At 68.1% G+C, this 26,907-nt stretch carries 29 protein-coding genes; 11 read left to right on the forward strand and 18 right to left on the reverse strand.

The genetic code is table 11. From position 1 onward, the window contains the following. Positions 1-297: 297 nt before the first annotated feature. The 5 genes from ACIA58_RS28600 to ACIA58_RS28620 all read right to left on the reverse strand — a co-directional run bounded on the left by ACIA58_RS28600 (position 298) and on the right by ACIA58_RS28620 (position 8,125). Complete coding sequence (locus tag ACIA58_RS28600) at positions 298-5,160, reverse strand: NAD-glutamate dehydrogenase (protein ID WP_396406885.1); 4,863 nt, start codon at positions 5,158-5,160, stop codon at positions 298-300. Between the two features lie 115 nt (positions 5,161-5,275). Beyond that, positions 5,276-5,473 (reverse strand): ferredoxin, encoded by a 198-nt coding sequence (locus ACIA58_RS28605; protein ID WP_396406886.1) that lies wholly within the window; start codon positions 5,471-5,473, stop codon positions 5,276-5,278. Then, positions 5,470-6,669, reverse strand: coding sequence for an NADH-ubiquinone oxidoreductase-F iron-sulfur binding region domain-containing protein (locus ACIA58_RS28610; protein WP_396406887.1), 1,200 nt, complete (start codon positions 6,667-6,669; stop codon positions 5,470-5,472). The genes ACIA58_RS28605 and ACIA58_RS28610 overlap by 4 nt, the downstream gene beginning before the upstream one ends. Further along, a complete protein-coding gene (locus ACIA58_RS28615) occupies positions 6,666-7,217 on the reverse strand; it encodes a hypothetical protein (RefSeq protein ID WP_396406888.1) in 552 nt (183 codons plus the stop codon). The genes ACIA58_RS28610 and ACIA58_RS28615 overlap by 4 nt, the downstream gene beginning before the upstream one ends. Then, on the reverse strand, positions 7,217-8,125 hold the full coding sequence (locus tag ACIA58_RS28620) for an FAD:protein FMN transferase (protein ID WP_396406889.1): 909 nt from the start codon (positions 8,123-8,125) through the stop codon (positions 7,217-7,219). Before ACIA58_RS28620 ends, ACIA58_RS28615 begins: the two co-directional genes overlap by 1 nt. A 6-nt stretch (positions 8,126-8,131) precedes the next feature. Between ACIA58_RS28620 and ACIA58_RS28625 the strand changes: the two genes are divergently transcribed. Continuing rightward, positions 8,132-8,503 (forward strand): hypothetical protein, encoded by a 372-nt coding sequence (locus ACIA58_RS28625; RefSeq protein WP_396406890.1) that lies wholly within the window; start codon positions 8,132-8,134, stop codon positions 8,501-8,503. Between the two features lie 9 nt (positions 8,504-8,512). Here the strand turns inward: ACIA58_RS28625 and ACIA58_RS28630 are convergent, their stop codons facing one another. Then, the gene (locus ACIA58_RS28630; protein ID WP_396406891.1) at positions 8,513-9,007 is read right to left on the reverse strand and encodes a MarR family winged helix-turn-helix transcriptional regulator; all 495 of its coding nucleotides are present in this window, start codon (positions 9,005-9,007) and stop codon (positions 8,513-8,515) included. Between the two features lie 83 nt (positions 9,008-9,090). Between ACIA58_RS28630 and ACIA58_RS28635 the strand changes: the two genes are divergently transcribed. The 3 genes from ACIA58_RS28635 (at position 9,091) to ACIA58_RS28645 (ending at position 11,272) form a co-directional block, all read left to right on the forward strand. Then, the gene (locus ACIA58_RS28635) at positions 9,091-10,062 is read left to right on the forward strand and encodes an NmrA/HSCARG family protein (RefSeq protein ID WP_396406892.1); all 972 of its coding nucleotides are present in this window, start codon (positions 9,091-9,093) and stop codon (positions 10,060-10,062) included. A gap of 310 nt (positions 10,063-10,372) precedes the next feature. Next, positions 10,373-10,660, forward strand: a complete 288-nt coding sequence (locus ACIA58_RS28640) for a putative quinol monooxygenase (protein WP_396406893.1) — start codon at positions 10,373-10,375, stop codon at positions 10,658-10,660. Between the two features lie 108 nt (positions 10,661-10,768). Further along, positions 10,769-11,272: a CGNR zinc finger domain-containing protein gene (locus tag ACIA58_RS28645; RefSeq protein ID WP_396406894.1), complete on the forward strand. Its 504-nt coding sequence runs from the start codon at positions 10,769-10,771 to the stop codon at positions 11,270-11,272. A 71-nt stretch (positions 11,273-11,343) separates the two neighbouring features. On the opposite strand, the gene ACIA58_RS28650 is transcribed toward ACIA58_RS28645, so the two are convergent. From ACIA58_RS28650 to ACIA58_RS28665, 4 genes are all read right to left on the reverse strand, one after another. After that, on the reverse strand, positions 11,344-11,925 hold the full coding sequence (locus tag ACIA58_RS28650) for a dihydrofolate reductase family protein (protein ID WP_396406895.1): 582 nt from the start codon (positions 11,923-11,925) through the stop codon (positions 11,344-11,346). 66 nt (positions 11,926-11,991) lie between these two features. Continuing rightward, entirely contained in the window at positions 11,992-12,831 is an 840-nt protein-coding gene (locus ACIA58_RS28655; protein WP_396406896.1) for a helix-turn-helix domain-containing protein, read from the reverse strand. 67 nt (positions 12,832-12,898) lie between these two features. Next, complete coding sequence (locus ACIA58_RS28660) at positions 12,899-13,567, reverse strand: Type 1 glutamine amidotransferase-like domain-containing protein (RefSeq protein WP_396406897.1); 669 nt, start codon at positions 13,565-13,567, stop codon at positions 12,899-12,901. A 118-nt stretch (positions 13,568-13,685) separates the two neighbouring features. Next, the gene (locus ACIA58_RS28665; protein ID WP_396406898.1) at positions 13,686-14,171 is read right to left on the reverse strand and encodes a CinA family protein; all 486 of its coding nucleotides are present in this window, start codon (positions 14,169-14,171) and stop codon (positions 13,686-13,688) included. Between the two features lie 145 nt (positions 14,172-14,316). Between ACIA58_RS28665 and ACIA58_RS28670 the strand changes: the two genes are divergently transcribed. Continuing rightward, positions 14,317-15,195, forward strand: a complete 879-nt coding sequence (locus ACIA58_RS28670; RefSeq protein WP_396406899.1) for an SDR family oxidoreductase — start codon at positions 14,317-14,319, stop codon at positions 15,193-15,195. A gap of 9 nt (positions 15,196-15,204) precedes the next feature. After that, a complete protein-coding gene (locus tag ACIA58_RS28675; RefSeq protein ID WP_396406900.1) occupies positions 15,205-15,360 on the forward strand; it encodes a DUF6328 family protein in 156 nt (51 codons plus the stop codon). 3 nt (positions 15,361-15,363) lie between these two features. Here the strand turns inward: ACIA58_RS28675 and ACIA58_RS28680 are convergent, their stop codons facing one another. The 3 genes from ACIA58_RS28680 to ACIA58_RS28690 all read right to left on the reverse strand — a co-directional run bounded on the left by ACIA58_RS28680 (position 15,364) and on the right by ACIA58_RS28690 (position 19,329). After that, positions 15,364-15,822: a hypothetical protein gene (locus ACIA58_RS28680; protein ID WP_396406901.1), complete on the reverse strand. Its 459-nt coding sequence runs from the start codon at positions 15,820-15,822 to the stop codon at positions 15,364-15,366. Further along, positions 15,822-18,062 carry a molybdopterin oxidoreductase family protein gene (locus ACIA58_RS28685; RefSeq protein ID WP_396406902.1) on the reverse strand — a complete coding sequence of 747 codons (2,241 nt, stop codon included), beginning with the start codon at positions 18,060-18,062 and terminating at the stop codon, positions 15,822-15,824. Before ACIA58_RS28685 ends, ACIA58_RS28680 begins: the two co-directional genes overlap by 1 nt. A 94-nt stretch (positions 18,063-18,156) precedes the next feature. Continuing rightward, positions 18,157-19,329, reverse strand: coding sequence for an alcohol dehydrogenase catalytic domain-containing protein (locus ACIA58_RS28690; RefSeq protein ID WP_396406903.1), 1,173 nt, complete (start codon positions 19,327-19,329; stop codon positions 18,157-18,159). Positions 19,330-19,400: 71 nt separating this feature from the next. On the opposite strand from ACIA58_RS28690, the gene ACIA58_RS28695 reads away from it, so the two are divergent. Next, a complete protein-coding gene (locus ACIA58_RS28695) occupies positions 19,401-20,297 on the forward strand; it encodes an alpha/beta fold hydrolase (protein ID WP_396406904.1) in 897 nt (298 codons plus the stop codon). Positions 20,298-20,303: 6 nt separating this feature from the next. On the opposite strand, the gene ACIA58_RS28700 is transcribed toward ACIA58_RS28695, so the two are convergent. After that, a complete protein-coding gene (locus ACIA58_RS28700) occupies positions 20,304-20,756 on the reverse strand; it encodes an SRPBCC family protein (RefSeq protein WP_396406905.1) in 453 nt (150 codons plus the stop codon). Between the two features lie 157 nt (positions 20,757-20,913). Here ACIA58_RS28700 and ACIA58_RS28705 point away from each other — a divergent pair, with 157 nt between their 5' ends. Then, positions 20,914-22,224, forward strand: a complete 1,311-nt coding sequence (locus tag ACIA58_RS28705) for an NAD(P)/FAD-dependent oxidoreductase (protein WP_396406906.1) — start codon at positions 20,914-20,916, stop codon at positions 22,222-22,224. Positions 22,225-22,239: 15 nt separating this feature from the next. Here the strand turns inward: ACIA58_RS28705 and ACIA58_RS28710 are convergent, their stop codons facing one another. The 3 genes from ACIA58_RS28710 to ACIA58_RS28720 all read right to left on the reverse strand — a co-directional run bounded on the left by ACIA58_RS28710 (position 22,240) and on the right by ACIA58_RS28720 (position 23,994). Next, positions 22,240-22,635, reverse strand: coding sequence for a DUF6458 family protein (locus ACIA58_RS28710; RefSeq protein ID WP_396406907.1), 396 nt, complete (start codon positions 22,633-22,635; stop codon positions 22,240-22,242). Between the two features lie 225 nt (positions 22,636-22,860). Next, the gene (locus tag ACIA58_RS28715) at positions 22,861-23,544 is read right to left on the reverse strand and encodes a DUF6766 family protein (protein ID WP_396406908.1); all 684 of its coding nucleotides are present in this window, start codon (positions 23,542-23,544) and stop codon (positions 22,861-22,863) included. A gap of 87 nt (positions 23,545-23,631) precedes the next feature. Continuing rightward, positions 23,632-23,994 carry a hypothetical protein gene (locus ACIA58_RS28720; protein ID WP_396406909.1) on the reverse strand — a complete coding sequence of 121 codons (363 nt, stop codon included), beginning with the start codon at positions 23,992-23,994 and terminating at the stop codon, positions 23,632-23,634. A gap of 193 nt (positions 23,995-24,187) precedes the next feature. Between ACIA58_RS28720 and ACIA58_RS28725 the strand changes: the two genes are divergently transcribed. Beyond that, on the forward strand, positions 24,188-24,913 hold the full coding sequence (locus ACIA58_RS28725) for a GAF and ANTAR domain-containing protein (protein ID WP_396406910.1): 726 nt from the start codon (positions 24,188-24,190) through the stop codon (positions 24,911-24,913). Between the two features lies 1 nt (position 24,914). On the opposite strand, the gene ACIA58_RS28730 is transcribed toward ACIA58_RS28725, so the two are convergent. Further along, complete coding sequence (locus tag ACIA58_RS28730) at positions 24,915-25,556, reverse strand: hypothetical protein (RefSeq protein WP_396406911.1); 642 nt, start codon at positions 25,554-25,556, stop codon at positions 24,915-24,917. Between the two features lie 115 nt (positions 25,557-25,671). Here ACIA58_RS28730 and ACIA58_RS28735 point away from each other — a divergent pair, with 115 nt between their 5' ends. Further along, positions 25,672-26,115 carry an Hsp20/alpha crystallin family protein gene (locus ACIA58_RS28735; RefSeq protein WP_396406912.1) on the forward strand — a complete coding sequence of 148 codons (444 nt, stop codon included), beginning with the start codon at positions 25,672-25,674 and terminating at the stop codon, positions 26,113-26,115. Between the two features lie 39 nt (positions 26,116-26,154). Beyond that, the gene (locus ACIA58_RS28740; RefSeq protein ID WP_396406913.1) at positions 26,155-26,907 is read left to right on the forward strand and encodes an ANTAR domain-containing protein; all 753 of its coding nucleotides are present in this window, start codon (positions 26,155-26,157) and stop codon (positions 26,905-26,907) included.

Consider the following 26,907-nt stretch of genomic DNA (forward strand, 5'->3'; position numbering starts at 1 on the left):
CCGATGGGGCCGAAACTGCCGTTCTACATGGGATTCCTCGGTGGTTCAGGTTATGAAAGTGACGCGAAAAACTGCCCTGAACGCAGGGACGGGATGTCGTCGGCAGACCCGTGCGCCGCGACGCCGTGGGACGAAACCAGAGGGCACGGAGGTTTTTCGATCGGCACGGGGAAATGTCTCCGGAAGGCCGCGACCCGGGCCCTGGATAACGATTTGAGTTCGCGCGCCCACACGGTCGGCAGACCGGACCTTGGACGCGGTTCGGTCTGCCGATCGAGGGAACGGAGGTGCGCTGTTTCAGCCCTGGTTGGCGATCAGGGTCCGGACCAGGCGGAGGCCGACCGAGAGCTGTGCCAGTTCGGGGCCTTCGGTTTCGACGATTTCCTCGAGCATGGAGGAGGCTCGGGACAGGGCTACGGCGTTCTGGTCCTGCCAGGTGATGACTCGGTCCTCGGGCTCGGCGGAGGCGTCGGTGGTGGCCAGGACCTGTTGGGTGAGGCGGGAGTGGACCGCGTGCAGGTCGTCGCGGAGGGCGGCGCGGGCCATCGTCTGCCAGCGGTCGGTGCGGGGCAGGCCGATGATCCGCTCCAGGAAGCGGCCGAGTTGCAGCCGCTCGCCCAGCGCGAAGTGGACCTTGGCGACCTCGAGGATGTCGATGTCGTCGCGGGACGCGGTCTCGACGATGCCGAGGCCGGCGTACGCCGGGGGCAGCACCGCGATCCGGGTCGCGAAATCGTCCGCAACCCCCTTCTGCACAAGGCTTTCCCGCCGCTGCTCGAACAGAGCCAGCTCGCGACCGCGCAGTACGTCGGGCAGCGCCGTGGTCAGCTTCGCGATCCCCGGGCCGAAGAACTCGATGAGGTCCTCGATGTCGACCGGCGGCCGCCGGTTGCTGACCAGCCAGCGCGTCGCGCGCTCGACCAGCGTCCGGGTCTCCAGCCGCATGTGGGTCTGCGTCTCGGCGTCGACGACGTTGTCCAGCTCGGCGTTGCGCGACAGCAGCTCGGGCTGCGAGAAGATCCTGCTGGCCGCGAGGTTCGCGCGCACGACGTCCTCGACCGTCCCGCCGGTCTCCAGCGAGAGCCGGTGGTACGCGGTGATGCCCGACGTGTTCACGAACTCGTTGACGACCTGCGTGGTGATGATCTCGCGCCGCAGCTGGTGGCTCTGGATCTGGTCGGCGAACCGCTCCTTGATCTCCTTCGGGAAGTAGCTGGCCAGCTTGTGCTTCAGGAACGGATCGTCCGGCAGCGTCGTCTTCAGCAGCTCGGCGTCCATCACGATCTTCGTGTAGGCGATCAGCACCGACAGCTCCGGTGACGTCAGCCCGCGGCCCTCGGCCTTGCGCCGCTTGAACTCCGTGACGCTGGGCAGGAACTCCAGTTCGCGGTCGAGCAGACCCTGCCGCTCCAGCCGCCGGACCCAGTCCTGGTGGACGTGCATCAGTGCCGCGGCCTGCGCGCCGGCGTTGGCGAGCGCGATGTTCTGCCGGTAGTTGCTCTTCAGCACCAGCGCGCCGACCTCGTCGGTCATCGAGGCGATGATGTCGTTGCGCTGCTTCTCGGTCAGGTCGCCGTCGGCAACCACCTTGTCCAGCAGGATCTTGATGTTGACCTCGTGGTCGGACGTGTCCACGCCGGCCACGTTGTCGATGAAGTCGGTGTTGATCCGGCCACCGGCCGCGGCGTACTCGATCCGGCCCAGCTGGGTGAAGCCGAGGTTGCCGCCCTCACCGACCGCGCGGGCGCGCAGGTCGGAGCCGTTGATCCGGATCGCGTCGTTGGCCTTGTCGCCGACGTCGGCGTTCGACTCGGCCGACGACTTCACGTACGTGCCGATGCCGCCGTTCCAGAACAGGTCGACCGGGGCCTTCAGGATCGCGTTCATCAGCTCGGCCGGCGTCAGCGTCACCGCACTGCTGTCGATGCCGAGCGCGTCGCGAACCTCGGCCGAGATCGGGATCGCCTTGTCGGTCCGCGGGAACACGCCGCCGCCGGCGGAGATCAGCGACGCGTCGTAGTCCGCCCACGACGACCGCGGCAAGTCGAACAGCCGCCGCCGCTCGGCGAACGAGGGCGCCGCGTCGGGCGTCGGGTCGAGGAAGATGTGCCGGTGGTCGAACGCGGCGACCAGCCGGATGTGCTCGGACAGCAGCATGCCGTTGCCGAACACGTCGCCGGACATGTCACCGACGCCGACGACGGTGAAGTCCTCGTTCTGGCAGTCGTGGCCCATCTCGCGGAAGTGCCGCTTGACCGACTCCCACGCGCCGCGGGCGGTGATGCCCATCGCCTTGTGGTCGTACCCGACCGAGCCGCCGGACGCGAACGCATCGCCCAGCCAGAACCCGTACTCCTTGGCGACCCCGTTCGCGATGTCGGAGAACGTCGCGGTGCCCTTGTCGGCGGCAACGACCAGGTAGGCGTCGTCACCGTCGTACCGGACCACGTCGCGCGGCGGAACGATGTCTCCGGCAACGATGTTGTCGGTGATGTCCAGCAGCCCGGAGATGAGGGTCTTGTACGACGCGATGCCCTCGGCCAGCCACGCGTCCCGGTCGACGGACGGATCCGGCAGCTGCTTGGCGTAGAACCCGCCCTTCGCGCCGACCGGCACGATCACCGAGTTCTTCACCATCTGCGCCTTCACCAGGCCGAGCACCTCGGTGCGGAAGTCCTCGCGCCGGTCCGACCAGCGCAGCCCGCCGCGCGCGACCGCGCCGAACCGCAGGTGCACACCCTCGACCTGCGGCGAGTACACAAAGATCTCGTACTTCGGCCGCGGTTGCGGCAGCTCCGGGATCGCCTTCGGCTCCAGCTTCAGCGACAGGTACGACCGCGGCTGCCCGTCGGCGCCCGGCTGGAAGTAGTTCGTCCGCAGCGTCGCCTTCATCACTGTCAGGTACGACCGCAGGATCCGGTCCTCGTCCAGGCTCCGCACGGTGTCCAGCGCGGCGAGGATCTCCTTCTCCAGCTGGTCCATCCGCATCACGCGGTCCGGGTCGTCGGCCGGGCCGCGGGCCGGGTCGAAGCTGGTCTCGAACAGCTGCACCAGCAGCCCGGCGACGTCGACGTGGTTGAGGAAGGTGTTCTCGATGTAGTCCTGGCTGAACTGCGTACCGCCCTGGCGGATGTAGCGCTGGTACGCGCGCAGGATCGACACCTGCCGCCAGCTGAGGTTGCCGCGCAGTACCAGCGCGTTCAGCTTGTCGGACTCGGCCCGGCCCTGCCAGACGGCCTGGAACGTGTCGGAGAACAGTTTGCGCAGTTCCTCCCGCTCCTCGGTGTCCTCGGGCGCCTTCAGGCCGAAGTCGTAGATGTAGGCCATCGTGCCGTCGTCGCAGCGGATCTCGTACGGCCGCTCGTCGATCACCTCGACACCCATCGCGCTCAGGTGGGGCAGCACCTGCGACAGCGACAGCGCCGTACCGGTCCGGAAGACCTTGAAGCGGCGCTCGCCCTCCCACTCCTCGTCGATCGGGCTGTAGAGCGACATGGCCAGGCCGTCGTCGGCAGGCAGGCTCTCCAGCACGTGAACGTCCTTGACCGCGACGCGCGCGTCGAAGTCCTCCTTGTACGCCTCCGGGAACGCCTGGGCGTACCGGCGGGACAGCTTAGTGACCGCGCCGTCCCCACCCTGCGCGTGCAGGGCCGCGTTGAAGTCGTCGGCCCACGCTCGGGTCGCGTCGATCACCTGCTGCTCGAGCAGGTCGGCGTCGTACTCCCCGACCGTCTCGCCCTGCTTCATCCGGACCACGAAGTGCACCCGCGCCAGCACCGACTCGGTGACGTAGGCGGCGTACGTGACGCCCTCGGCGCCGATCGCGTCCTTGAGGATCTGCTGCATCTTCAGCCGGACCGCGGTGGTGTAGCGGTCGCGCGGCAGGTACACCAGGCAGGACAGGTACCGGTTGTAGACGTCACGCCGTACGAACAGCTTGACCGCGCGCCGCTCCTGCAGGTGCAGCACCGACTGGACGATCGGCAGCAGGTCCTCCACCGGAGCCTGCAGCAGCTCGTCGCGCGGGTACGTCTCCAGTACGTCGAGGAGGCCCTTGCCGCTGTGGCTGTTCGGGTCGAAGCCGGTCAGGCGGAACAGCTCCAGCGCCTTGCGCCGCAGCACGGGCACCTGCATGACGCTCTCGGTGTACGCCGTCGACGACAACAGCCCGATGAACCGGCACTCCCGGACCGGCTCGCCGGCTTCGTCGAACTGCTTGATGCCGACGTAGTCGAGGAACGTCGACCGGTGCACCGTGGACCGCGAGTTGGCCTTGGTGAGGATCAGCAGCTTCCGCTCCTGCGCCTTGGCGCTGACCTCGGGCGGCAGCTTGCCAGAGCCCGGCTTCGGATCCGGCCGGAGGATGCCCAGCCCTGTCCCCGGGCGGCCGCGCAGGATGCCCTGCTGGCCCTCCATGGTGAAGTCGTACTCGCGGTAGCCGAGGAAGGTGAAGTGCTCGTCGGCCAGCCACTCCAGCAGCTCGCGGGCCTCCTCGACCTCGCTCTCGGAGACCGGCAGGTCGGCGGCGTTCAGCCCGGCGGCGATGCTGACCGCCTTCTCGTGCATCTTCGGCCAGTCCTCGACCGCCTCGCGCACGTCGTTCAGCACCTTCTGCAGCTCCCGCTCGAGGGCGCGGTGCTCGGCGACGTCCGCGATCCGCTCGATCTCCAGGTGCATCCAGCTCTCGCGGACCAGGTCGTGCCCGTCCGCCGGCGCGGTGTCGTCCAGGACTTCCTGCAGCGTGCCGGCGACGTCACGGCGGACCACGAACTGCGGGTGGATCAGCAGCTGGAGCTCGAGGTTGCGGTCGGTGATCGCCATCGAGGCGCTGTCGACCAGGAACGGCATGTCGTCGATGACGATCTCGACGACGGTCCGGCCGCTCGCGGACCAGCCGTGCTCGTCGACGGTGGGGGTGAAGACGTGGACCTTCGCCGTACCCTGCGGGCGGCTCATCGCGGACTTGTAGTGGTGCCGCGCGGCGCCCAGGCAGTCGTTCGGCTGACGCTCGGCGACGTCCTCGGCGGCGACGTGCCGGTAGTACTGCTCGAGGAACGTCCTCAGCTTGCCCGGGTCGACCGATTTGTCGTGCCCGTGGGTGCCCGCGGCCACCGCCTTGGCGAGCACATCTGCCTTCTGGACGTCCAGCTTGCTCTGCATTCCCCACCGTCTCCACACGTGACGTCGGCGTCGCTCGCGCCGGACCGCACGACATTGTGCGGTCACTCAGAGATTAGTCCACCTTTGTCACTGGTGTGGTGTCGGGACGGGCCTGTCAGCGATTGTCGAGGCGGAGTGCCAGAGCGGGACAGGCGAGGACTGCGCGGCGCGCATCCGGCAGTTCACCGGCGGTGATTTCGCGGCCGCGGAGGACCGGGAATCCCCACTCGTCGAGCAGGATGTCGTCGGGCGCCAGGCCCGCGCACAGGCCGTGCCCGTCGCACCTGGTCCAGTCGATCTCGAGCGTGTTCATCGGGCTCCTCCAAGAAGTCCCAGCACCGGCCGGCCGCATCCGCGTCCGGTCAGGTGACGCTGTACGTCGTCGTCGAAAACCTCGAGCGCGGACGTGAGGAATCTCGCACTCCCGTCCGGGTGCGCACACGCTCCCCTGCCCGGAACCAGACCGAGGTGCCGGTGCGCGTCGTGCCAGCCCTGCGGGTCGCCGACGGTCAGTCTGGCGAAGTCGTCGACCAGAGCGGCCAGGCCGAACACGCACGGCCCGCACTGGCCGGCTGACTGACTGGACAGCCACTGTGCGACGCGAGTGACCTCACCGAGCGGACAGGTGTCGGATCCGAGCGCCAGGATGATCCCTGCGGACACCTCCGGTCGCTGGAGCGTCACGCCCTGGGTCTGCTCCAGCCAGCGGCCGTGGTACCCACCGAGCAGCACAGGTCCGGCCTCCGCCCCGGCGTACTGCAGGACCGTGTCCAGCGGGATACCGGTCGGTGTCTCGATCACACCGGGCCGCTGCACGGCGCCGGCGATCGTCAGCAGCTGAGTGCCGGGCTCGCTGATCAGTCCGGTGCTGCTGAAGCCACGTGAACCGAGCCGCGCCAGTACGGCGAGCTGTGCGAAGGTCTCGACGTTCGACAGGAACGTCGGCCGCTGGTGGTACCCCTTTCGCGTCGGCAGCACCCTCCGACCAGGAGGTACCGCAGTACCGCCCTCCAGGGCACTCAGCACTGCACGGGCCTCCCCTGCGACGAATCGTCCGGGGGTGTCGGTCACTTCGATCGCCAGCCGGTCGTCACGCTCCATCAGCGCTTCACGAACCGAGGTGGCCGCAGCAGCATCGTGTACGGCGATGAGCACGTGCGGCGCGCCCAGTGCGTGCGCGAGGCCGACCGCACCGTCGAGTACGAGATGTGGCGACCGAGTGAGGAGCAAGCGGTCCTTGCGGCTGACGGGCTCGCTCTCCGAGCCGTTGATCACGACCGCCTCCACTCCGCGAGCTGGGAGGTCCTGCAGCTTCAGCGCAACCGGGAACGCCGCCCCACCACGTCCCCTGAGTCCCACCGCTTCGCACAGCTGGGTGTACTGGTCACGGGTCAGCCCAGGCAGGCTGCCATGAGTCAGGAGATGACGCTGCAGGTCCAGGCGGCCTTGGTCGAGTCCGGCGAGGACTCTGGCCTCACCGATGACTCTGACGTCGTCGACGGTGATCATTGGGTCCTCCAGGCACGGGTGAGCTTCGGGGCTGCGTTGAGTCGGTAGAAGCCGGCAGTGGCGACTGCGGCCAGGCAGCTGATGGTGATGGCGAGCATCCACGGCGTACTGCGGTCAGTACCGGCGAGGAGCGCGTGCCCGATGGACAGCAGCCAGCCGACCGATGCGGCGATGTGGAGCTTGCGCCAGTACTTCGTGAACGTCGCGGAGGCGGCCAACCGACCACGGGCTGCGCCGAGGAGAGACGCCAGTACCAGGCTGTAGAGAGCGAGCACGCCGACTGCCATCGCGAACGGCCGGTAGCCGGAGGCGAACGGCCACACCAGAACGGTCGGGCTGATGGCCACGTAGCTGTCGGCGATCACCGCGGTCAGGTGGGTCGCCAGGAGGACCAGTCCGGTCACAGCGGCCGAGCGGTGCACGTACTGCAGCCAGAACCTGCGCTCCGGTCGGCGGACGTTGGGCATGACCATGCCGAGCACGGCCGACAGCGTGAACATGACCATGGTGACCACACCGGCGGCGCGGGCCAGGTACCACAGCGTCATCAGGCAGCCCTGCGAGTCGTCGGCCAGCCCGACAGCTCGGTGATCTCACCGTCGTCGGCGACCAGCCGGGCCGGGTGACCGGCCAGCTTCAGCCGACCGAGTGCAGCGTCGCCAGTGGCCACAAGTGCAGTGCTGAAGGTGTTCGCACGTACTGCGGTCGGCGCCCAGACGGATGCGGTCCGGTACGGACCTTCCGCGGGCAGTCCGGTGCGTGGGTCGATCACGTGGTGGTTGTAGCCAGTTGGCGTCTGCCAACGCCGTACCGTGCGGGTCGACGTCGTGAGACCGCCGTGAGCCAGCGTGACGAGTATGCCCTTCTCACCGGCGCGCTCGGCGACCGTTATTACCCAGGGCTTCGTCGGCGCACCGGCTGCCCGGAGATCGCCGCCGATCTCTACGAGGACTGCGCAGCCGTAGCGCTTGCTGATGACGTTGGCAGCGCGGTCGGCGGTCCAGGCCTTGGCGGTAGCGCCCAGGTCGAGAGCGCAGTCCTTGGGCACGCCGAGCAGGGCGAGTTTGCGGTTGAGGCGGACCTCCTGCCAGCCCACGACCGGCTTCGCCTCGTCGGGTGCCTGCGGGAAGCGGCGCCGTACCGTCTCGATGTCGGCGTCGTACCCGGCCGCGATCACCGCCGGGCCGACAGTCGGGTCGACCGCGCCGCCGCTCATCTGGGCCGCGACCAGGCTGACGTCGACCAGATCGACGAGCAGCCGGGACACCGGTACGAGCGCGCCGGCGCGGCTGTTCACGATCGACAGCTCGGAGTCCGGCCGGAACCGGCTGGCGGCCTTGTCGACGCGGTCCATCAGCGCCTTGAGCTCACCGCAGGCCGCCCCCAGTACGGCGGGGTCGTCGACGGTCAGGCGGACCGTGCAACTCCACGCGGTCCAGGTGCGGGAGGCGGTCATGACCCGTTGCTCCCACCCTGCGAGCTGGAGCTGGAGCTGGAGCTCGACGAGCCGAGCCCGCTCGAGCTGCTGCTGTCGTCCGAGCTGCTCGAGCCCGAGCTGCTCGAGCTTGAGTCGTCGGAGCTGGTCGACGTTGCCGTCGTACCGGTGCTCCCGCTGTCGGAGTTCTTGGCCGACACGACCGCGACCGAGATCCCGGTCGCGCCGACGCCGAGTACGGCGGTGGCTATCGCGGCTGCGGACGCCCGGTGCAGCCAGCGCCGGCGGGTGGACTGGGGTTTGCCTGTGGTGACCATGGCATCAGCCTCGGTCGAAGCTCCTCAGCCGCACTCCAAGAGAGGATCAAGCCACCGTCAAGTTCTGCTGAAAGCTCTCTGAGAGGGCTTCTCAGGAGCGGTCCTCCAGCGGGCAGGCGGTGTCGCAGTGCTTGCCGATGGTGGCGACGACCTCGTCCGAGACCTCGCCGAGGACCGTCATCCGGTCGGGGCCGAACACGTCGACGAAGAACTCGCGGACCCGGGCCGCGTGCGCCGGAGCGCACTCCTTGATCGCGGCCAGGCCCTCCTCGGTGATGGCGATCTCCGGGTAGCGGGACTCGCAGGCCTCCTTGCGGATCAGGCCGCGCTTCTCCATCCGGGTCAGGTGGTGCGACAGCCGGCTCTTCTCCCATTGGGTCGACCGGCTCAGCTCGAACGCGCGCATCCGCCCGGACGCCGACTCCGACAGGTTGACCAGGATCTCGAAGTCCGACTTGGACAGGCCGAAGTCCCGCTGGAGGTGGCGCTCCAGGTGCGTCTCCAGCGTCCGGGTCATCAGCAGATAGCTGCGCCACGCCTTCTGCTCGTCGTCGTCGAGCCACGGTCCTTTGCTCACGAACACCATCCTACCCGGTCGGGTTGACACATCAACCAAACGAGCTACGATCGGTTGAGTTGACACATCAACCCAACCTTCTGGGAGCAGATATGAGCAAGCTGATCGCTGTCGTCGGCGCCACCGGAAGCCAGGGCGGCGGCCTCGTCCGCGCGATCCTGGCCGACACCTCCGGCGAGTTCGCCGTCCGGGCTCTGACCCGGAACCCGGACTCCGCAAAGTCGCGCGAGCTGGCCGCGGCCGGCGCCGAGGTGGTCGCCGCCGACCTCGACGACGAGGCGAGCGTGCGGGCCGCGTTCGACGGCGTGTACGGCGCGTTCGTGGTGACGAACTACTGGGTCGAGCGGACCCCCGAGGAGGAGGCCGCGCGGACCCGCGCCGAGATGGAGCTCGACCAGGCCGAGATCGCCGCCCGGGCCGCCCGCGACGCCGGCGTCGAGCACCTGGTCTGGTCGACGCTCGAGGACACGAGGAGGTTCTTCGCCGGCCGCGACGACGTGCCGAGCCTGGACGACGGGCGCTACAAGGTCCCGCACTTCGACGCGAAGGGCGAGGCCGACGAGATCTTCACGAAGTACGGCGTGCCGACGACGTTCCTGCGGACCACGTTCTACTTCGATGCCTTCATCAACGGCATGCCGCCGACCCGCAACGCCGACGGCAAGCTGACCATCACCATCCCGATGGCCGACCGCCCCCTGTCCGGCGTCGCCTCCGAAGACATCGGCCGCACGGCGCTGGCCATCCTCAAACACCCCGACCTCATCGGCGAAACCATCAGCATCGCCGGCGACCACCTCACCGGTGAGCAATACGCCGCCGCCCTGTCCGAGGCCCTCGGCGAAGAGGTCATCTACCACGCCCCGTCGTGGGAGGAGTTCCGCGAGTACCCGTTCCCGATGGCCGTAGAAATGTCCAACATGTTCCAGTTCTACGCCGAAGACCACGCCCGCTTCACCGGCGACCGCGACCTCACAAAGGTCCGCGACCTCAACCCCGAACTCGAGTCCTTCGCAACCTGGCTCGACAACCACCGCGACGAACTCAAAGCCTCACAAAACTGACGATTCCACACCTCACCCGGGCGGCCCGCTGGTCTCGCCGTACCCGCCGTGCACCTGTGAGTGACCTTGTGACCGGCGTGTGGTCAGCTGCCATGGTCAGCGGATCTCGCTCCAGCGGGCTCCGGTCCGAGGTGGCAGGTCGAGCGAGCGGGCTGCCCAGTTGAGGCAGATCACGGAGATACGTTGAAGACCCTGCGGAGCCACTGCGGAGCCTGCGTCTCGTGAGCGGCCCGGCGAGCGCCCAGGCAGGTCTTGCGTTCGATGGTCACGGTCTATTTAATGGTTAGACCGTGACAAGGTAGGAGGCGGCATGGCCACGTACTCGATCTGGGAATCTCGGTTCCCGCCTGAAGCAGCCGAGCGGGGGCGCACGATCACCAAGGCGATCTGGCAGGACATGCTCGGTTTCGACGGCTACCTGCGGCACGAGCTCCTCGTCGACGCCGACGATCCGGGGCACCTGCTGGTGGTCAGCCAATGGACGAGTCAGGCACCCGCGGACGCCGCACTGCGCGCCTACGCCGGGCATCCCAACGCCGTCGCTGCCAACGAGCTGGTGACCGAGCCGCGCCGCCGGATCGTGGCAAACCCGGCTTGATGGGTTGCCATGGCACGGTCGACCCGGCTGACCCGAAAGACCTCCGGCCGGGAAACGCGGACGATGGGCGTTGTTAGCCCCACGAGCGCCGGGGGCGCGGACACACTGGTGCAGCTAGCCAACCTCGGTCGACCGCGCCGTCCCGCGCGGACCCGCACCAGCGAGGCCGAACCGGTGCTCCCCGACCCCGAGACGGCTGCCCGGCAGCTGACCGGGATCGTTGACCGGGCCGTTCGCGAGGCCGACCTGCCCGACCTTCGCCGGCTGCAGCAGGCGGCCAGCAAGGCAGCAGACGCGTTGGTGGCCGGCCGCCGTCCAGACGTCAGGCAGCTCAATATCCTGGCCCGCGGCGCAACGGCGCGAGTCGAGCTTGTGGTCGCCGACGAAGGACTGCGTCAGCAGATGGTCTGGGACGACGCCTCCGTTGTCGCGGAACTTGCCCGACGCCTCATCGGCGAACTCGCCACCATCGACCCACTGCGGATTCGGGTCTGCGGTCGCGACGTCTGCACCCTGGTCTTCTACGACACCACCCGCTCCCGCACGCAACGCTGGCACGCCGAGAACCCGTGCGGCTGGCGAGAACGCCAGGAACAACGCCGTCGACCGTAACCGCCCCCACGCACGACGGGGTCGCGGATTTTGCCGACACCCATCGGACCGCGTGATCCCGCTCGGATCGGTCAACGGCGTACCTGATAGCGCAGGTGAAGCACCCGGTTGCCCTGGATCATCACGTCGGGATCCTCCAACAGGTGCTGCGCGTGGACCGACCCGAAGTAGCGCTTGCCGGACCCGAACACCACGGGTACGACGTCCATGCGCACCTCGTCGACCAGGCCCGCGGCAAGCACCTGGCCGCCGACGTCGCCGGCGGCGATCTCGACCAGGCGGTCACCGGCAAGCTCCTGCGCCTTGGCCACGGCTGCCTCGACGCCGTCGAGGAAGTGGAACGGCGCCTCAGAGTCCCAGCCCTCGGGCTCCGGCCGGTGCGTCACGACGACCATGTGGTCCATCCCGCCCGGCGGCTTGCCGTCCCAGCCGTCCGTCAAGTCGAAGACGTGGCGGCCGACGACCGTCACCCCGATCTGGTCCCAGTACGGCCGGATGTAGTCGTAGGAGGTCTGCGACACCTTCAGCGCGCCGCTCTCGTCCAACGGGACGTCACCGCCGGACAGCCAGTCGAACAGCGGTCCAGGCTGGTCGTTCTCGTCCGCGACGAAGCCGTCGACCGACACCGAGCTGTACATGACCACCTTGCCCACGGGGCCCTCCTCTGCTTTGGGATGCCCTCAAATTAGCGTGTCGTGAGCTGTCGCTCTTGTACGAAATCAATCGGCCGGTAGCGGCCAGCCGTCCAGCGTGTGACCGGGGTGTTCGCGCAGGAACCGGCGCCGGACTTCGACGTACCGGGTCGGCGTGAGCCCGGTGAATGCCTGGAACTCGTGGCCGAAATGGGCCTGGTCGAAGTAGCCTGCGCGAGCAGCGAGCTCGCCCCAGTCAATCGGTCCGGCGGGGTCGATCGCCAACACGGTGCCGGCGAAGCGGTAACTGCGGGCCAGCCGCTTCGGTGTGACGCCGACGAGCTCCTTGAACCGCTTGGCTAGATGAGTGCTGCTGACCCCGGTTGCCACGCTCAGATCGCCGATCGCGACCGCCCCGCTCGTCGCCGCGATAACGCTGCTCGTATGGCGGACCAGCCCCAGGCCGGCGGTCTCGCACAGCCGTCGCATCAGCTCCTCCTCGAGCAGCGTCAGCATCTCGTGTGGTCCGTCCGCCGTGGCCAGCCGGTCGCGCAGCTCAGCAACGGCGGGGCGGCCCCAAACCTGCTCTATCGTCACTGGCCGGTCACACAGCTCGGCCGCCGGCATCGGCAGGAACGGCGCCGGCCCCCACGGCTTGAAGTGGACGCCGACTGACCGGGTCCGGGGTGGGTAGCCGAAGTCCCACGCGCGGGTGGGCATGGTGACAACGCAGCCGTCGGCGTACTCGGCCGTCTCGATGTCGCTGCCGCCACGGATGTGGAACGGCGCCCCGAGGTTGACGATGAGCAACGCCGACGGCGCCGGCGGCAGGGTCAGCCGGGCGTACGGCGCCGTACCCTCCAGGTAGTAAAGGTCGTCGATCAGCCCGTCCAGCGGCGGTCGCGGCACTCTGGACACGTACTCCACACCCACAGCATCGCCGACGCCCGCCTCCGCCGCACGCCGGGATGGTCCAGCCGATAGCAGTCAGTGGCTATGCGGGGAAGGCCTTCCAGTGTCCTTCGGAGATGACTTCGACGGTGCCGTCGGTCACCTTGATGGCGGTCTGGTCGTCGATGGCGTAGGCCGGGGCTGCGATGTCGGCGGCCCATCTCTCCGCATCGGCCATGGTGTTCTGCGGCATCTGCTCGTGGTCCAGGTGCGGGTAGATCGAGAAGTCGACGACCCCGAGCATGCGGTCGTCCGGCGCAGCAGGCCAGTTGACGAAGTCCTTACCGATCCGGGGCGTCATCACCATGCTGCCGGCACTGAGCCCTACCCAGACCGTCTCGGGCAGCGACGAGATGACGTCCGACAGCCCTGACTCCCGCATCCAGTGACACAGGTACGTCGCGTCGCCGCCGTCCACCAGCAGTACGTCGGCGTCTCGGACCCACGGCAGCCACCGCTCCTCGCCGATGCTGGGCAGCGCGGTGAGCTCCAGGACGCCCAAGGACGCCCAGCCCAGACTGGTCAGCATGTGGAACGGAGGCTCGCCTGCGATGGACCTCCGCACCGAGGCGGGCCCAAGCATCGGGTGACCCCACTGTGCCGTGGGGATGCAGAGCGCAGCGGACTCGGAGATCGGCTTGCCCAACAGATCGACCAGCGCATCGCGGATGCTCTCGTTCGTGATGCCGCCGGACGTGAGAAGAAGCTTCACAACACCTCCCGAGTCGAGTACGACGGATTCGTGCGCCATGGGCACACCGCAGACACGCCGAACACTACGTTCCGGATCCGACAATCCCCGCGAGGAGATTCGGCGGGGTAGCGGGGTGTCAGCGCTTGGTGAGGGAAGTTAGGAGCGTTTGCAGGGTGGTCAGGGTGGCCAGGGCGACGACCTCGGACGGGTCGCCGTCGAACTTGTGCTGGTCGACGATCTCACCGTCCGACGAGCTGAGCGCGACATAAACGGTCCCGGGTGGGTGCCCCTCCTCGGGATCCGGTCCGCCCACTCCCGTCACTGCGACGGCGACGTCTGCGCCGAGCAGGTCAGCGCAGCCTTTGGCCATCTGTACGGCGCAGCGCGCGTTCACGACTGGTCCGGGATCGACGCTCAGGACGCGGAACTTCGTTTCGGACGCATACGCGACAACCCCGCCGGCGAACCACACACTCGAATCCGCCGCGGCGCCGAGCCGAGAGGCGATCGCCCCGCTGGTCAAGGACTCCGCAACGGCAACACTCAGCCCCTGCGCGAGCGCCGTACTGCCGATGCGCTCCGCGATCTCGGCCGCGATCCTCGTCAGGTCTCCGTCAGTCATGTCTCCTCATCCGGCCGAGGCGCCACTCCAGGCGCCGGCACTTCGTCTCGCCGCATCCTAGGGCGCGGCCGAGCACGGTTGCCTGAGGAGTGTCGGCTGTTGGCGGGCGGGTACCGCAGGGCAGAGGACGAGCGAGAGGACGAGGATGAGCAGCGATCCGAGGACCCGGTACGCCGGGCCTGATGAGCAGGAGCCGCAGAACCAGGAGCACCCGGGGCACAGCGGCGCCATGGATCCGGAGCCGGACTACGGCGAAGCGTCGTACCGCGGCACCGGGAAGCTGACGGACAAGCGGGCGCTCATCACCGGTGGCGACTCCGGGATCGGGCGTGCGGTGGCGCTCGCGTTCGCCCGGGAAGGCGCCGACGTGATGATCTCGCACCTCGAGTCCGAAGAGACCGATGCCCGGGAGACCTGCCGCCTGGTCCGGGACTCCGGCCGCAAGGCAGCCTCCCTGGCCGGTGACATCCAGGACGAGCAGCATTGCCGGCAGCTCGTCGACCACTGCGTCGAGGAGTTCGGCGGGCTGGACATCTTGGTCAACAACGCCGCGTACCAGATGTCGCAGGACAGCATCGCGGACATCACCACCGAGCAGTTCGACCGCGTGCTCAAGACCAACGTCTACGCGATGTTCTGGCTGTCCAAGGCCGCTCTCCCGCACCTCACGCCCGGCTCGTCGATCATCAACACGACCTCGATCCAAGCGTACGAACCGTCGCCCAATCTGCTCGACTACGCCACCAGCAAGGCGGCGATCCTCAACTTCACCAAAGGTCTCGCCCAAGAGCTCGGTCCCAAGGGGATCAGGGTGAACGCCGTGGCCCCTGGCCCGATCTGGACACCGTTGATCCCGGCCACGATGCCCGCGGAGAAGGTCGGCGAGTTCGGGGCCGACACCCCGCTCGGTCGCGCCGGACAGCCGGCCGAACTCGCGCCGGTCTACGTCTTCCTCGCCTCCGACGACTCGACCTACATCACCGGCGAACGTATCGGCGCCACCGGCGGCCGACCGCTCCCCTAGGCGACGACGATGTACAACCGCGAGGAAGAAGACTCCGGCGAACGACTCGACCGCCACTGGGACGAACTGCTGCAGGAACTGCGGCTCGCCCAGACCGGCACCCAGATCCTGTTCGCCTTCCTGCTCAGCATCGCCTTCCACCACCGCCGCACGCAGCCCGACTGACTTTCAGCTCGCAGCGATCAGGGCCTGAGGTGCAGCCTGTTTGATGCGGGTGTTGAGCCAGGTGAGTTGCTGGCTGGTCTCGGTTTGGCAGGCGGTCGCGGCTTCGAGTAGGTCGGGGTCCCGGAGGCCCTGGGCGGCTTGGGCGATCACGGTCCAGGTGACGTCGACGAAGGACGCGAGTGCGTACAGGTCCTGGAGATCGCGCAGCAGACCGACCCCGCCCGAGCGCGCACCGCCGAACTCCGCGGCCTTCAAGCGCTCCGGTTCGTTGTCCGCGTCTTCGCCATAGCGGTGGGCAGCCCCTTGCAACCGCTCCACGTGCGCACGTGACTTGCCCGCGAGCAGCTCGCACAGTTGCACGATGTCCGGCTCGTCCCCGTGCCCCTCCCCGATCTGGTCGAACGCGTCGGCCAACGCGCCTTCCGCGTGCCGCAGCAGTCCGAGGTACGTCGACACGTGCATCAGCGCTCCACCTTCCGTACGCGCACCGCGGCCACCTTGAAAAGCGGCTGCTTCGACACCGGGTCCCACTCCGTGATCGTCACTTCGTTCGCCGCGGTCGGCGGTCCGTCCGCGTTGTCCCAGTAGCCGAAGTGGAAGGGCAGGAACACGACTCCAGAACGCGGCGTACCGACCCGGCATTCGGCCTCGACGCGGCCGCGAGCCGACTCGACCACCACCGTCTCGCCCGCCTTCACCCGCAGCTCGCCGGCGTCTTCCTCGGAGAGCTCGACCCACATCCGCGGCTCGGCACGGCGCAGCCTCGGCGATCGGCCTGTCTTCGTCCGCGTGTGGAAGTGGTACGGCGACCGCCCGGTCGTCCCGATCAGCGGGAAATCCGCCGAGGTCGTCTCCGGCGGCGGCGTGAAGTCGACCGCCTTCAGGAACGCTCGTCCCGCCGGCTGCTGGGCCTTGTACTTCTCGGGCGTCGTCGCGCCACCGGTGATCAGGTCGTGCCCATAGTCCTCGCAGACCGCCGGATCGGTCGGGAACACCGCATCCGCGTACAGGCGATCGGTGCCCTCGGGCTGATCCGGCGTACACGGCCACGGGATCCCGCTGTCTCCGCGAAGGGCGTCGTACGTCAGACCGGAGTAGTCGCAGGGCCGCCCGCGGCTGCACTCCTTCCACGCGTCGAACGCGTCCTCCGGCGTCCTCCAGCTGATCAGACGACGACCGTCGCTGTCGCGGAAGTCCATCCGGTCCGCGTAGTCGAGGAAGATCTCCAGGTCGCTCCTGGCTTCTCCTGGCGGTCGGACGGCCTGCTCGGACAGATGCACGGTCCGGCTGGCGTTGGTGAACGTGCCCTGCTTCTCGCCCCACAGCGCGGCCGGCAGGACCACGTCGGCGTACGCCGCTGTCTCGGTCAGGAAGCCGTCCTGGACGACGAGGAACAGGTCCTCCTTGTCGAGGATCTTGCGGATCCGGCCGAGCTCGGGCAACGACACGGCCGGATTGGTGGCAGAGATCCACAGGAAGTCGATCGAGCCCTGCTCGACGTACCGCCACAGCTGCATCGCGTGCGTCGGCGGCGCCCAGTGCGGGATCACCTGCCGGTCGACGTTCCACAGCTGGGCAAGCTCGTCGATGTGGTCGGGGTTCGCCCAGTTCCGGAAGCCGGGCAGGTCGCCGTCCGCGCCGCACTCCCGGGTGTTCTCGGCGGTCGGCTGACCGTTCATCTGCAGTACGCCGCAGCCCGGCTTGCCGATCAGGCCGCGCAGCAGGTGCAGGTTGTTGACCTGGCACGAGGCGGCCGTCGCCTGATGCGACTGGTAGAAGCCCTGCAGGACAGTGGACAGGACTCGATCGCTGGTGCCGAAGATCTCGGCCGCCCGGCGCAGATCACCGGCGGGTACGTCGCAGATCTCGGCGACCTTCTCCGGGGTGTACGGCTCGACGGTCTGCGCGAGGTCGTCGTACCCGAGGGTGTGTTGATCGACCCAGGCACGATCGATCCAGTCGTGAGCGATGAGCTCGTGGACCAGGCCGTTCATCAGCGCCTGGTTCGTCCCCGGGAGTGGGCGGAGGTGCACTCCACCGGTGCGTAGCGCGGTCTCGGCGACCGGCGTCATCCGCGGGTCGACGGCAACGATCGCGGGCGTGTCAGGGCCCTCGATCCGGTCGAGGACGCGGGACCAGAGCACGGTCTGCGTCGCGGCCATGTTGTGGCCGAACAGGAAGATCGCGTCACAGGCCTCGATGTCGTCGTAGCTCCCCGGCTGACCGTCCGAGCCGAATGTCTCCTTGAGGGACGCGGCCGCCGTCGCCGTACACAGCCGGGTGTTGCCGTCCATGTGCGGCGTACCGAGACCGGCCTTCCCGATCACGGCGAGCGTGTAGTACTCCTCGAGGAAGAGCTGACCACTGGTGTAGAAGCCGTGCTGCAGCGGTTGACGGCGCTTCGACTCGGCAACGATCCGGTCCATCGCGGCGTCCCAGCTCGTCTCGATCAGCGCGCTGTTGTGGCGAACCAGCGGTCGAGTCAAACGGTCCTGATCGCTCCACTGCCAGGACGCGTACAGCCCCTTCGGACCGAGGCGGCCGTGGTTGATGCGGTCTCCTGCTCGTCCGCGTACGCCGACCATCCGCCCGTCCTTGACCGCGATGTCGCAGCCACAGCCGTTGCTGCACAGCACGCACGCCGACTGCACCCAGCGGTCCACCTCGTCCTCGGCCACCGCGAGTTCTTGATCGACCCGCACGGGCCATTCCGTGTCTCGCCCGTGCGGCGTCCGCGGCCCCCAAACATCCTGCACACGATCAGCCATGACCGACCGGTACCCACCTGCCCCGGTTTCACGGGGTGAGCAGAATCTTGACTGCGCCGTCGGCCTTCTGCTGGAACATCTGGTACGCCGCGGGGCCGTCTGCCAGCGGCACGTGGTGGGTCGCGAAACCGTCGACCCCCAACGGATCGTCGTCGGTGAGGAGCGGGAGGATCTGGCCGCTCCACCGGCGGACGTTCGCCTGCCCCATGCGGAGCTGGACCTGCTTGTCGAACATCGTCAGCATCGGCAACGGATCCGCTGCTCCGCCGTACACACCTACCAGCGAGATCGTGCCGCCGCGGCGAACGGTGTCCACGGCAAGCAACAACGCCGCGAGGCGATCGACCCCAGCCTTCTGCATGAACGTGCGCTGGACCGTGTCCGGAAGCAGACCGGCGACCTGCTGCGTGATCCGCGCGACCGGCGAGCCGTGGGCCTCCATCCCGACCGCGTCGATCACCGAGTCCGATCCGCGACCGGCGGTCCGGTCGCGGATCGTGTCGGCGACGTCGGCGGCGTACTCGACCGTCTCGATTCCGTTGCCCTGGGCCCGTTCGAGTCGCGCCGGGACGAGGTCGACGCCGATCACCCGATGACCGCGGTGCTTCGCGATCCGGCAGGCCATGTCGCCGATCGGGCCGAGACCGAGCACGACGACCGTGCCGCCGTCCGGGATCCCGGCGTACTCGACTGCCTGCCAGGCGGTCGGGAGCACATCGGAGAGGTAGACGAACCGGTCGTCGGGCGGCCCGTCCGGCACCTTGATCGGGCCGTACTGCGCCTGGGGCACCCGCAGGTACTCCGCCTGGCCGCCCGGCACCTGCCCGTAGAGCTTGGTGTAGCCGAACAGCGCCGCGCCCATCCCTTGCTCGCGGACCTGTGTCGTCTCGCACTGCGTCTGCAGTCCTTGATCGCACATGAAGCACGACCCGCAAGCGATCTGGAACGGTACGACGACGCGATCCCCCGCGTGCAACCCTCCTACCTCGGACCCCGTCTCCTCCACGACGCCGATCACCTCGTGCCCGAGCACGTCACCGGCATCCAGGAAGGGGCCCATCACCTCGTACAGATGCAGGTCGGACCCACAGATCCCCGACGAGGTGACCCGCACGATGGCATCGGTAGGCTCCTCGATCCGCGGATCCGGCACCTCGCCGTACTCGATCTTCCGCTTCCCCTGCCACGTCAGCGCCTTCATCGGTCCTGAGTTCCCCTGTCCATGGGCCACGAAACGCCGCGGACACTCGATGGGAACGGGTGGTCCGCCGGGTGGTTCGGGGTGGGTACTGGCCGGGGGTGTTCGAGGACTTCGTGCTGGAGCAGTTGGAGATCGACGGGCAGCGGATCCGGGTTCGGTACGGCGGGCGGGGGCCGGCCGTCGTACTGCTTCATGGGCATCCGCGGACGCACACGACCTGGTACGCCGTCGCGCCGGAGCTGGCAGCGGCGGGGTTCACCGTGGTGTGCCCGGACCTGCGCGGCTACGGGCAATCCGGCAAACCCGTCACCGACGCCGACCACACGCCGTACTCCAAGCGCGCGATGGCACGCGACATCGTCGGCCTGATGGACGCGCTCGGCCACGAACAGTTCGCCGTCACCGGTCACGACCGCGGCTCGTACGTCGCCTATCGCACCGCACTCGACCACCCCGACCGCGTCAGCAAGCTCGTCGTGATGGACAGCGTCCCGGTCGTCGAGGCGCTGGAGCGCTGCGGCGCCGAGTTCGCGGCCGCCTGGTGGCATTGGTGGTTCTTCGCCCAGCAGGAGAAGCCCGCCGAGCGCGTGATCTGCGCCGATCCCGACACCTGGTACGACGCCTGGACCAAGAACTCGCCCCAGGCTCTCGGACCGGAGAACCACGCTGACTTCCTGGCCGCGATCCGCAACCCGGCGACCGTGCACGCGATGCTCGAGGACTACCGAGCCGGCCTGACCATCGACCGCCACAACGACGAACTCGACCGAGCCGCCGGCCGCCGGATCGAATGTCCCACCCTGGCTCTGTGGTCGACCGACGACGACATGGAACAGATCTACGGCGACGTCGTCGATGTGTGGCGGCCTTGGTGCCGCGAGGTCGACGGCTACGGCATCAAGAGCACCCACCACATCGCCGAACGCAACCCCCACGACCTGATCCGGGCCCTGCGCACCTTCCTGTAGCCGGGACTACCGGGGTACGTCCCCGCGCCAGGTGCCGGTCTCGGTACCGCGGCTCTCGATGAACTCCTTGAACCGCTGGAGATCGCCCTTCACCCGGCCCTCCACCACGCCGAACTTGTCACCGACCTTCTCCAGGAAACCCTCGGGGTCGATGTCCATCTGAGCGGTCACCCGGCTGGTGCTGTCGGACAGTTTGTGAAACGTGACGACACCGGCATGGTTGGGCCCCGAGTCGGACTTCCAGGCAACCCGTTCGTCCGGGTGCTGCTCGGTCACCGTGGCGTCGAACTCCCGTGTCGCACCGCCGACCTTCACCACCCAGTGGTTGTGCGTCGCGTCCAACTGGCGAATCTCTTCCACACCTTCCATGAACTGCGGGAAGGACTCGAACTGCGTCCACTGGTTGTACGCCGTCGTCACCGGCACATCGACATCGATCGACTGCGTGATCGTGCTCATATCTCCCTGCCTCCTGAAACTGGACAAGTCTTCTCGGTGCCCACCGCCCGGACTTGTATCCATCCAGACTCGAGCGATGTTCACGAACCCCGCCGTCAGCGTGGCGTTGCGGGCTGGGGTGCGGTTTGCGAAGTGGGTGGGCTGGTACAGGGGGCGCATGGTTAAGCCGAGGGTTGTCATCGTCGGGGCCGGGTTTGCCGGGTTCCACGCCGCGCGGCGGCTCAGCCGGGTGGCGAGAGGGCGGGCCGAGGTGGTGGTCGTGAATCCGACCGACTACTTCCTCTACGTACCTCTCCTGCCCGAGGTCGCCAGCGGCATCCTCGAGCCGCGGCACGTGACCGTATCGCTCGCCGAGGAGCTGCCAGGCGTGCGGCTGGTGCTCGGCGAGGTCGACGGGCTCGACCTCGAGAGCAAGACCGTGCGGTACGCCGATCCGACCGGCGCGCCGGGTGAGCTCGGGTACGACCGGCTCGTCATCGCCGCCGGCAGTGTGAACAAACTGCTGCCCATCCCGGGCGTCGCCGAGTACGCGCACGGGTTCCGCGGCATTCCCGAGGCGGTCTTCCTCCGCGATCACCTCACGCAGCAGATCGAACTGGCGGACGCCACCGACGACCAGGCCGAACGCGACGCACTGTGCACCTTCGTGGTCGTCGGCGCCGGCTACACCGGCACGGAGGTCGCCGCACACGGCGTCCTTTACACCGCGCTGCTCCAGAAGCGTCACCCACGGCTGAGCGAGCAACGCATGCGCTGGATGCTCCTCGACGTCGCCGACCGCGTCCTCCCCGAGCTGGACGAGCGGCTGTCCCGTACGGCGGACGCGGTACTGCGTGAGCGCGGCGTCGACGTACGGATGGGTGTTTCGGTCGAGGAGGCTGCGGAGTCCGGCGTGCGCCTCACTGACGACTCCTTCGTACCGACGCGCTCGCTGATCTGGTGCGTCGGCGTACGACCGGACCCCGTGGTCGACGGACTCGGGCTGAAGACCGACAAGGGCCGGCTCGTTGTCGACGAGTACCTGCAGGTGCCGGGACACCCCGAGGTCTTCGCCTGCGGTGATGCGGCCGCCGTACCAGACCTGACGCGTCCCGGCGAGGTCACGCCGATGACCGCGCAGCACGCAGAGCGCCAGGGCAAGCAGGCTGCGGACAACGTGGCGGCCAGCTTCGGGACCGGTGAACTGCGGCCTTACAAGCACCACGACCTCGGCTTCGTCGTCGACCTAGGCGGCACGCAGGCGGCAGCCAATCCCCTCCACGTCCCGCTCGCCGGCCTACCGGCGAAGGCAGTCACCCGCGGCTACCACCTGCTGTCCATGCCGGGCAACCGCATCCGCACCGCGACCGAGTGGCTGTACGACGCCGTACTTCCCCGCCAGACCACACAACTCGGCGTCATCCCAGCCGAAAGCGTCCCCCTGGACACCGCCGCCCCCGAACACATCACAAGAGGCCGCCGCCGATAACAGGACTTCGTTGCGTCAACGCCTTCCTCGTAATCGGTTCGCCGCCCGGGCCCTGCGATTGGCGAGGCGCGGCCGCAGCCCGCTCGCGGCCGGGTCCAGCTCGATGTTGCGGACGACCGCGGAGTCCGGCTCCGAGTTGTCCGTGCGGTGCTGCGGGTCGGCAGGTGCCTGCACGCCAGGATTGCCCTGAATCGTGCGGTACTCCTCCTCGACGGCGGGATCCACAGCCTGCGTCTCCACCGCCTGCTGGCGTTTCCTGGTGATGTTGTAGGAGAGCCAGATCCCGGCCGCGCCGGCCAGCATGATGATCACGCCGACCACGGACAGATCGACTGCCCCGCTCCGATCCTTGATGCCGAAGGCAAGAATCGCGCCGACGACGATCAAGAAGATCCCTGCCCCGATACTCATGTTGCCTCCAGGACCCGATAGAGCTGTCACTCATCCGGTACCCACAGTCACACACAGTCATTCCCCGACGCTTGATTGGCTCGATCCGAGAACCACCGAAGATGTGTAACAGCTGAGAGCCGGGGCACCGCACACTGTAAGGAGTACCGGTCCCTCGAGAGACCGGTGGTTCCCAGGTCCCAGCGTTCAGACCAGCAGCGCAGGGACCGCCTGGAACAAGCTCGATCAGCCTTCGACGCCGGTCGAGTTGTGTGGCGTGCCTACCGGCTTGCTCTCGGGCGAGCCGCGCTCGCGTAGGTAGATGCTCAGCACGGCCATCGATCCGACCGCGAGGAACTCCGACTGCCAGTTCTGCAGGCTTCGGCTCCAGAAGTCGGCCGAGCCGGCATAGGACAGCCACGACACCGGATCCTGGAGCTGCCTCAACTGGTCCTCGTTGAACGTCGACCAGCCCGCGACCGACTGCACCAGCCAACAGGCCAGGAACACCGACCCCATCACCAGACCCAGCGACGACGAGAACACCTTGGTCCGCCAACCACCCACGCGCGCCCAACGCGGCGAGTCAGGGCCGGCATGGGCGCCGACCTTCTGCTCCTCGTCGGACTCCCGCCCCGCCTTGTCCAGCGGCTTGGACTCCGGTGAACCGCGTTGCACCAGCCACACGGTCAACACGATGTAGAGCAAGAACTGCAGATACTCGCTCTGCCAGTTCTCGGTAACGTCCACGGCGAAGTCGGCCGACGTGACGTACCGGCCGAAGGTCACCGTCGCCAGGCCGTCGGTGATCTGCTGATTGTTGTACTCCGCCAGACCGGCGAACGCCTGACCGACCAGCGCGGCAAGGAACAGCCCGCCGAAGACGAGACTGAGCGAGTTGCCGCGCAGGAAACGCCGTACCCGACTCATCGCTGGATCAGCCCCAAGCTGAGGAAGTACGCCAGACCGATCACGATGACGGCCAGATAGACGACAAAGATCGCGCGCACCCGCCATTCACCCCTTGACCTTGCAGTCGTACGGCAACTGCCCCTGCTCGGTACACGCGGCTGCCACGACCTTCCAGCCGTCGTCGAACTCGGCGAGAAAAGCAGTGTCCCGCCCCGTCCGCGCCTGGGCCTCCGTGCCGTACTGCCGTGCTTCGACCACGGCGCCACCGGCCGGGATGTCTTCGTCGAGGATCGCCGAGGCGCACTTGGCCTGCTCCGACTGCTCGACCTCGTGCACAGTCTGCGGCGCCAGCAACTCGCACGCCGCAGCACCGTCGTGAAGCTCGATCGCGTGGTAGAACCGCTCCGCTGCACCGGCCGAAGCAGCAGGCAGCCGCGAGCCACACGACGTGGCCGCAACCACGACCATGCCCAAAACGACGCAACCAGCCCACAATCTCATGCCGAGCATGTACCCAAACGAACCCGGCGGACTCAGCCAGTTACGGTTCGGTAGGCGTGAGTACGCCGCCGACTCATCCCGTTCGGGTGGCGATTCGATCACGAACAGTAGTGCGATTTTTGCGCGCGTTTTCTCAGCGGGTGCGGGGCATCATGGTGGCGTGGATCATGCCGAACAGCCGGGCGCCCACGACGAGGCGCTCCTCGATCGTGGCACCGCGGTGCGAGCTGATCGCTTCGCGGAACTGGCCGTGGAGATGCATGACGCTGCCGGTGTGGAGGAGACGATCGACGCGGTGGTCCAGTTCGCCTTGCAGGCGCTGGACTGCAGCCACGCCGGCGTCGCGCTCTACACCAGAGGCGGCCAGCCGGAGATTCCCGCGGTCACGGACCCGGTGGTCGCCGAGATCTACAAGTTCCAGCTGGGCAGCCAGGACGGCCCGCTGATGGCCGCCATGCAGGAGCGGACGCCGATCCTCGTCCGGGACACCGCCTGCGACGAGCGTTGGCCCGAGTGGTCGCTCCTGGTCGGCAGCCTCGGAGTACGCAGCGTCCTCGACGTACCGCTGATGCTCGGCCGGACCGTCGGCGTGCTCGGCCTGTACAGCCGCTACCCGGACGGCTTCTCCGCCGACGACGAAGCAATCGCGCACATCCTGGCCAGGCACGCGTCGGTCGCCGTCGGCACCGCGCGCGAGGAAGCAACCATGGCTGCCGCCGTGGATGCCCGAAAGCTGGTCGGGCAGGCGATGGGCATCCTGATGGAACGCTTCGACGTCGACGGCGACCGGGCCTTCGCCATCCTCAAGCGCTACTCCCAGGACACGAACACCAAACTGCGCGACGTCGCCCAGAAACTCGTCGACACCCGCAAACTCCCCCGCTGAATCACGCCTCACCTTCTGGCAGCGTCCGGCGGGCGAGGTCGGCGTCGCGGATCTCGTCGGTGGTCCGGGTCAGCGTGCGGATCTGGTCGGCCAGATCCGGGTGGCTGGCCCGAAGCGACCGGGCCGCGTCCGACAGGGGCTCGACCAGCCGCGCGGCATCGTCACTGCCGAGAACGTCCCGCACCCGATCGATCGCGGTACGCGCGTCGGCGGAGACGGACCTCGCGGCGTCAGCGGACAGGGCCGTGAGCTGGCCGGCAAGCTGACGAAGTCTGGCAGCGTTGACACGAGCCCAGTCGGCAACGGCCCGCTCACCGGAGCGCTGATTGCGCGCCGCGTCGACGCGGTGTTCGCGGGTCGTACCAGCGTGCTCGACGGCCTGCGGCTTGAGCCGTAGATACCGTCGCTCGGCGGCCTGCCGGCTGCCGACCCCGAGCGCCGGCGCGAGCTGCGCCCACGTCAGGCCGCTTGCCCGCGCCGCGTCGATGAGCATCGGCTCCCACTGGTCGAGGCTGCCGCGCAGCCGGGCCAGCGCCTCCAGGGCCGCCAGCAACTCCGGCGCGTCCGCGTCGTCGAGACGATCGGACGTCTCGAGGAGCTTGATGCCGTCGATCAAGGCCTGCCGCTGCTCACTCCAGCTCACGTCACACCATCCGTCATCTACTAGATGACACTCCGGCTTGTCATCGATTCGATGACATGCTACAACAGTGGCGCGTGTTGACACCACTAGAGCTGACATCAGGAGGTGTACGACGATGTTGATGCGCACCGACCCCTTCCGCGAGCTGGACCAACTGACCCAGCAGCTCCTCAACGGCTCCGCCCACCAGGGCACCTGGTCGAGGCCGAGCTCCATGCCGCTGGACGCGTACAGGTCCGGCGACCAGTACGTCGTCGCATTCGATCTTCCCGGCGTGACCCCGGACGCGATCGAGCTCGACGTCGAGCGGAACGTGCTGACCGTCAAGGCGGAGCGCCGGCCACCGCGCGTCTCCGACGACGTCGAGATGCAGGTCGCCGAGCGGTCCTTCGGGGTGTTCTCGCGGCAGCTGTTCCTGGGCGAGACCCTCGACACCGAGCGGATCGAAGCGACGTACGACGCCGGCGTGCTGACGCTGCGGATCCCGATCGCCGAGAAGGCGAAACCGCGCAAGATCGCCATCAGCGGCGTTGATTCACGCCGCGAGATCAACACCTGAACCACGCGAGAGCGACGCCGCCAAGAGGAGGAGAGGGACATGGCGCACATAGATCGCACCGACGACGTGGCCGCCGGCGGCACTCCGGAGCCGCTGCCCGCGCTCGGTCCAGTCGACGTGACGCATGCCGAGGTTTTCGCACGGCTCGCGGTCGAGATGCACGACGCCGAAGGACTCGAGGAAACCATCGACTCGGTTGTGCAGTTCGCACTCCAGGCGCTGGACTGCAGCTATGCCGGCGTCGCCCTCTCCACCCGCGGCCGGCCCGAGATTCCGGCCGTGACCGACCCTGTCGTCGCAGAGATCTACCAAATACAGCTCGACACCGGCGACGGACCGTTGGCGGCGACGATGCGCGACCAGGTCACGATCTCCATCCGCGACACGATCACCGAATCACGGTGGCCGACCTGGGCCGCCAAGGTCCACCAACTCGGCGTGCGCAGTGTGCTGGATGTGCCGTTGCTGCTCGGTCCCGACACGTCCACGGTCGGCGTGCTCGGCCTCTACAGCCGTATCCCCGACGGTTTCAGCGCGGATGACGAAGCGATCGCCCACATCCTCGCGCGGCATGCTTCGGTCGCCGTTGCGAACGCGCGGAACCAGCAGAACCTCGTGGCGGCCGTCGATGCCCGCAAGGTCGTCGGCCAAGCGATGGGGATCCTGATGGAACGCTTCGAGATCGACGGCGACCGAGCCTTCGCCGTCCTCAAGCGCTACTCCCAGGACACCAACATCAAGCTCCGGGACGTCGCGCAAGAACTCATCAACACCCGGACCCTTCCCCGCTGA

It is taken from the genome of Kribbella sp. NPDC051586, from assembly GCF_044453965.1.
Lineage (GTDB): Bacteria > Actinomycetota > Actinomycetes > Propionibacteriales > Kribbellaceae > Kribbella.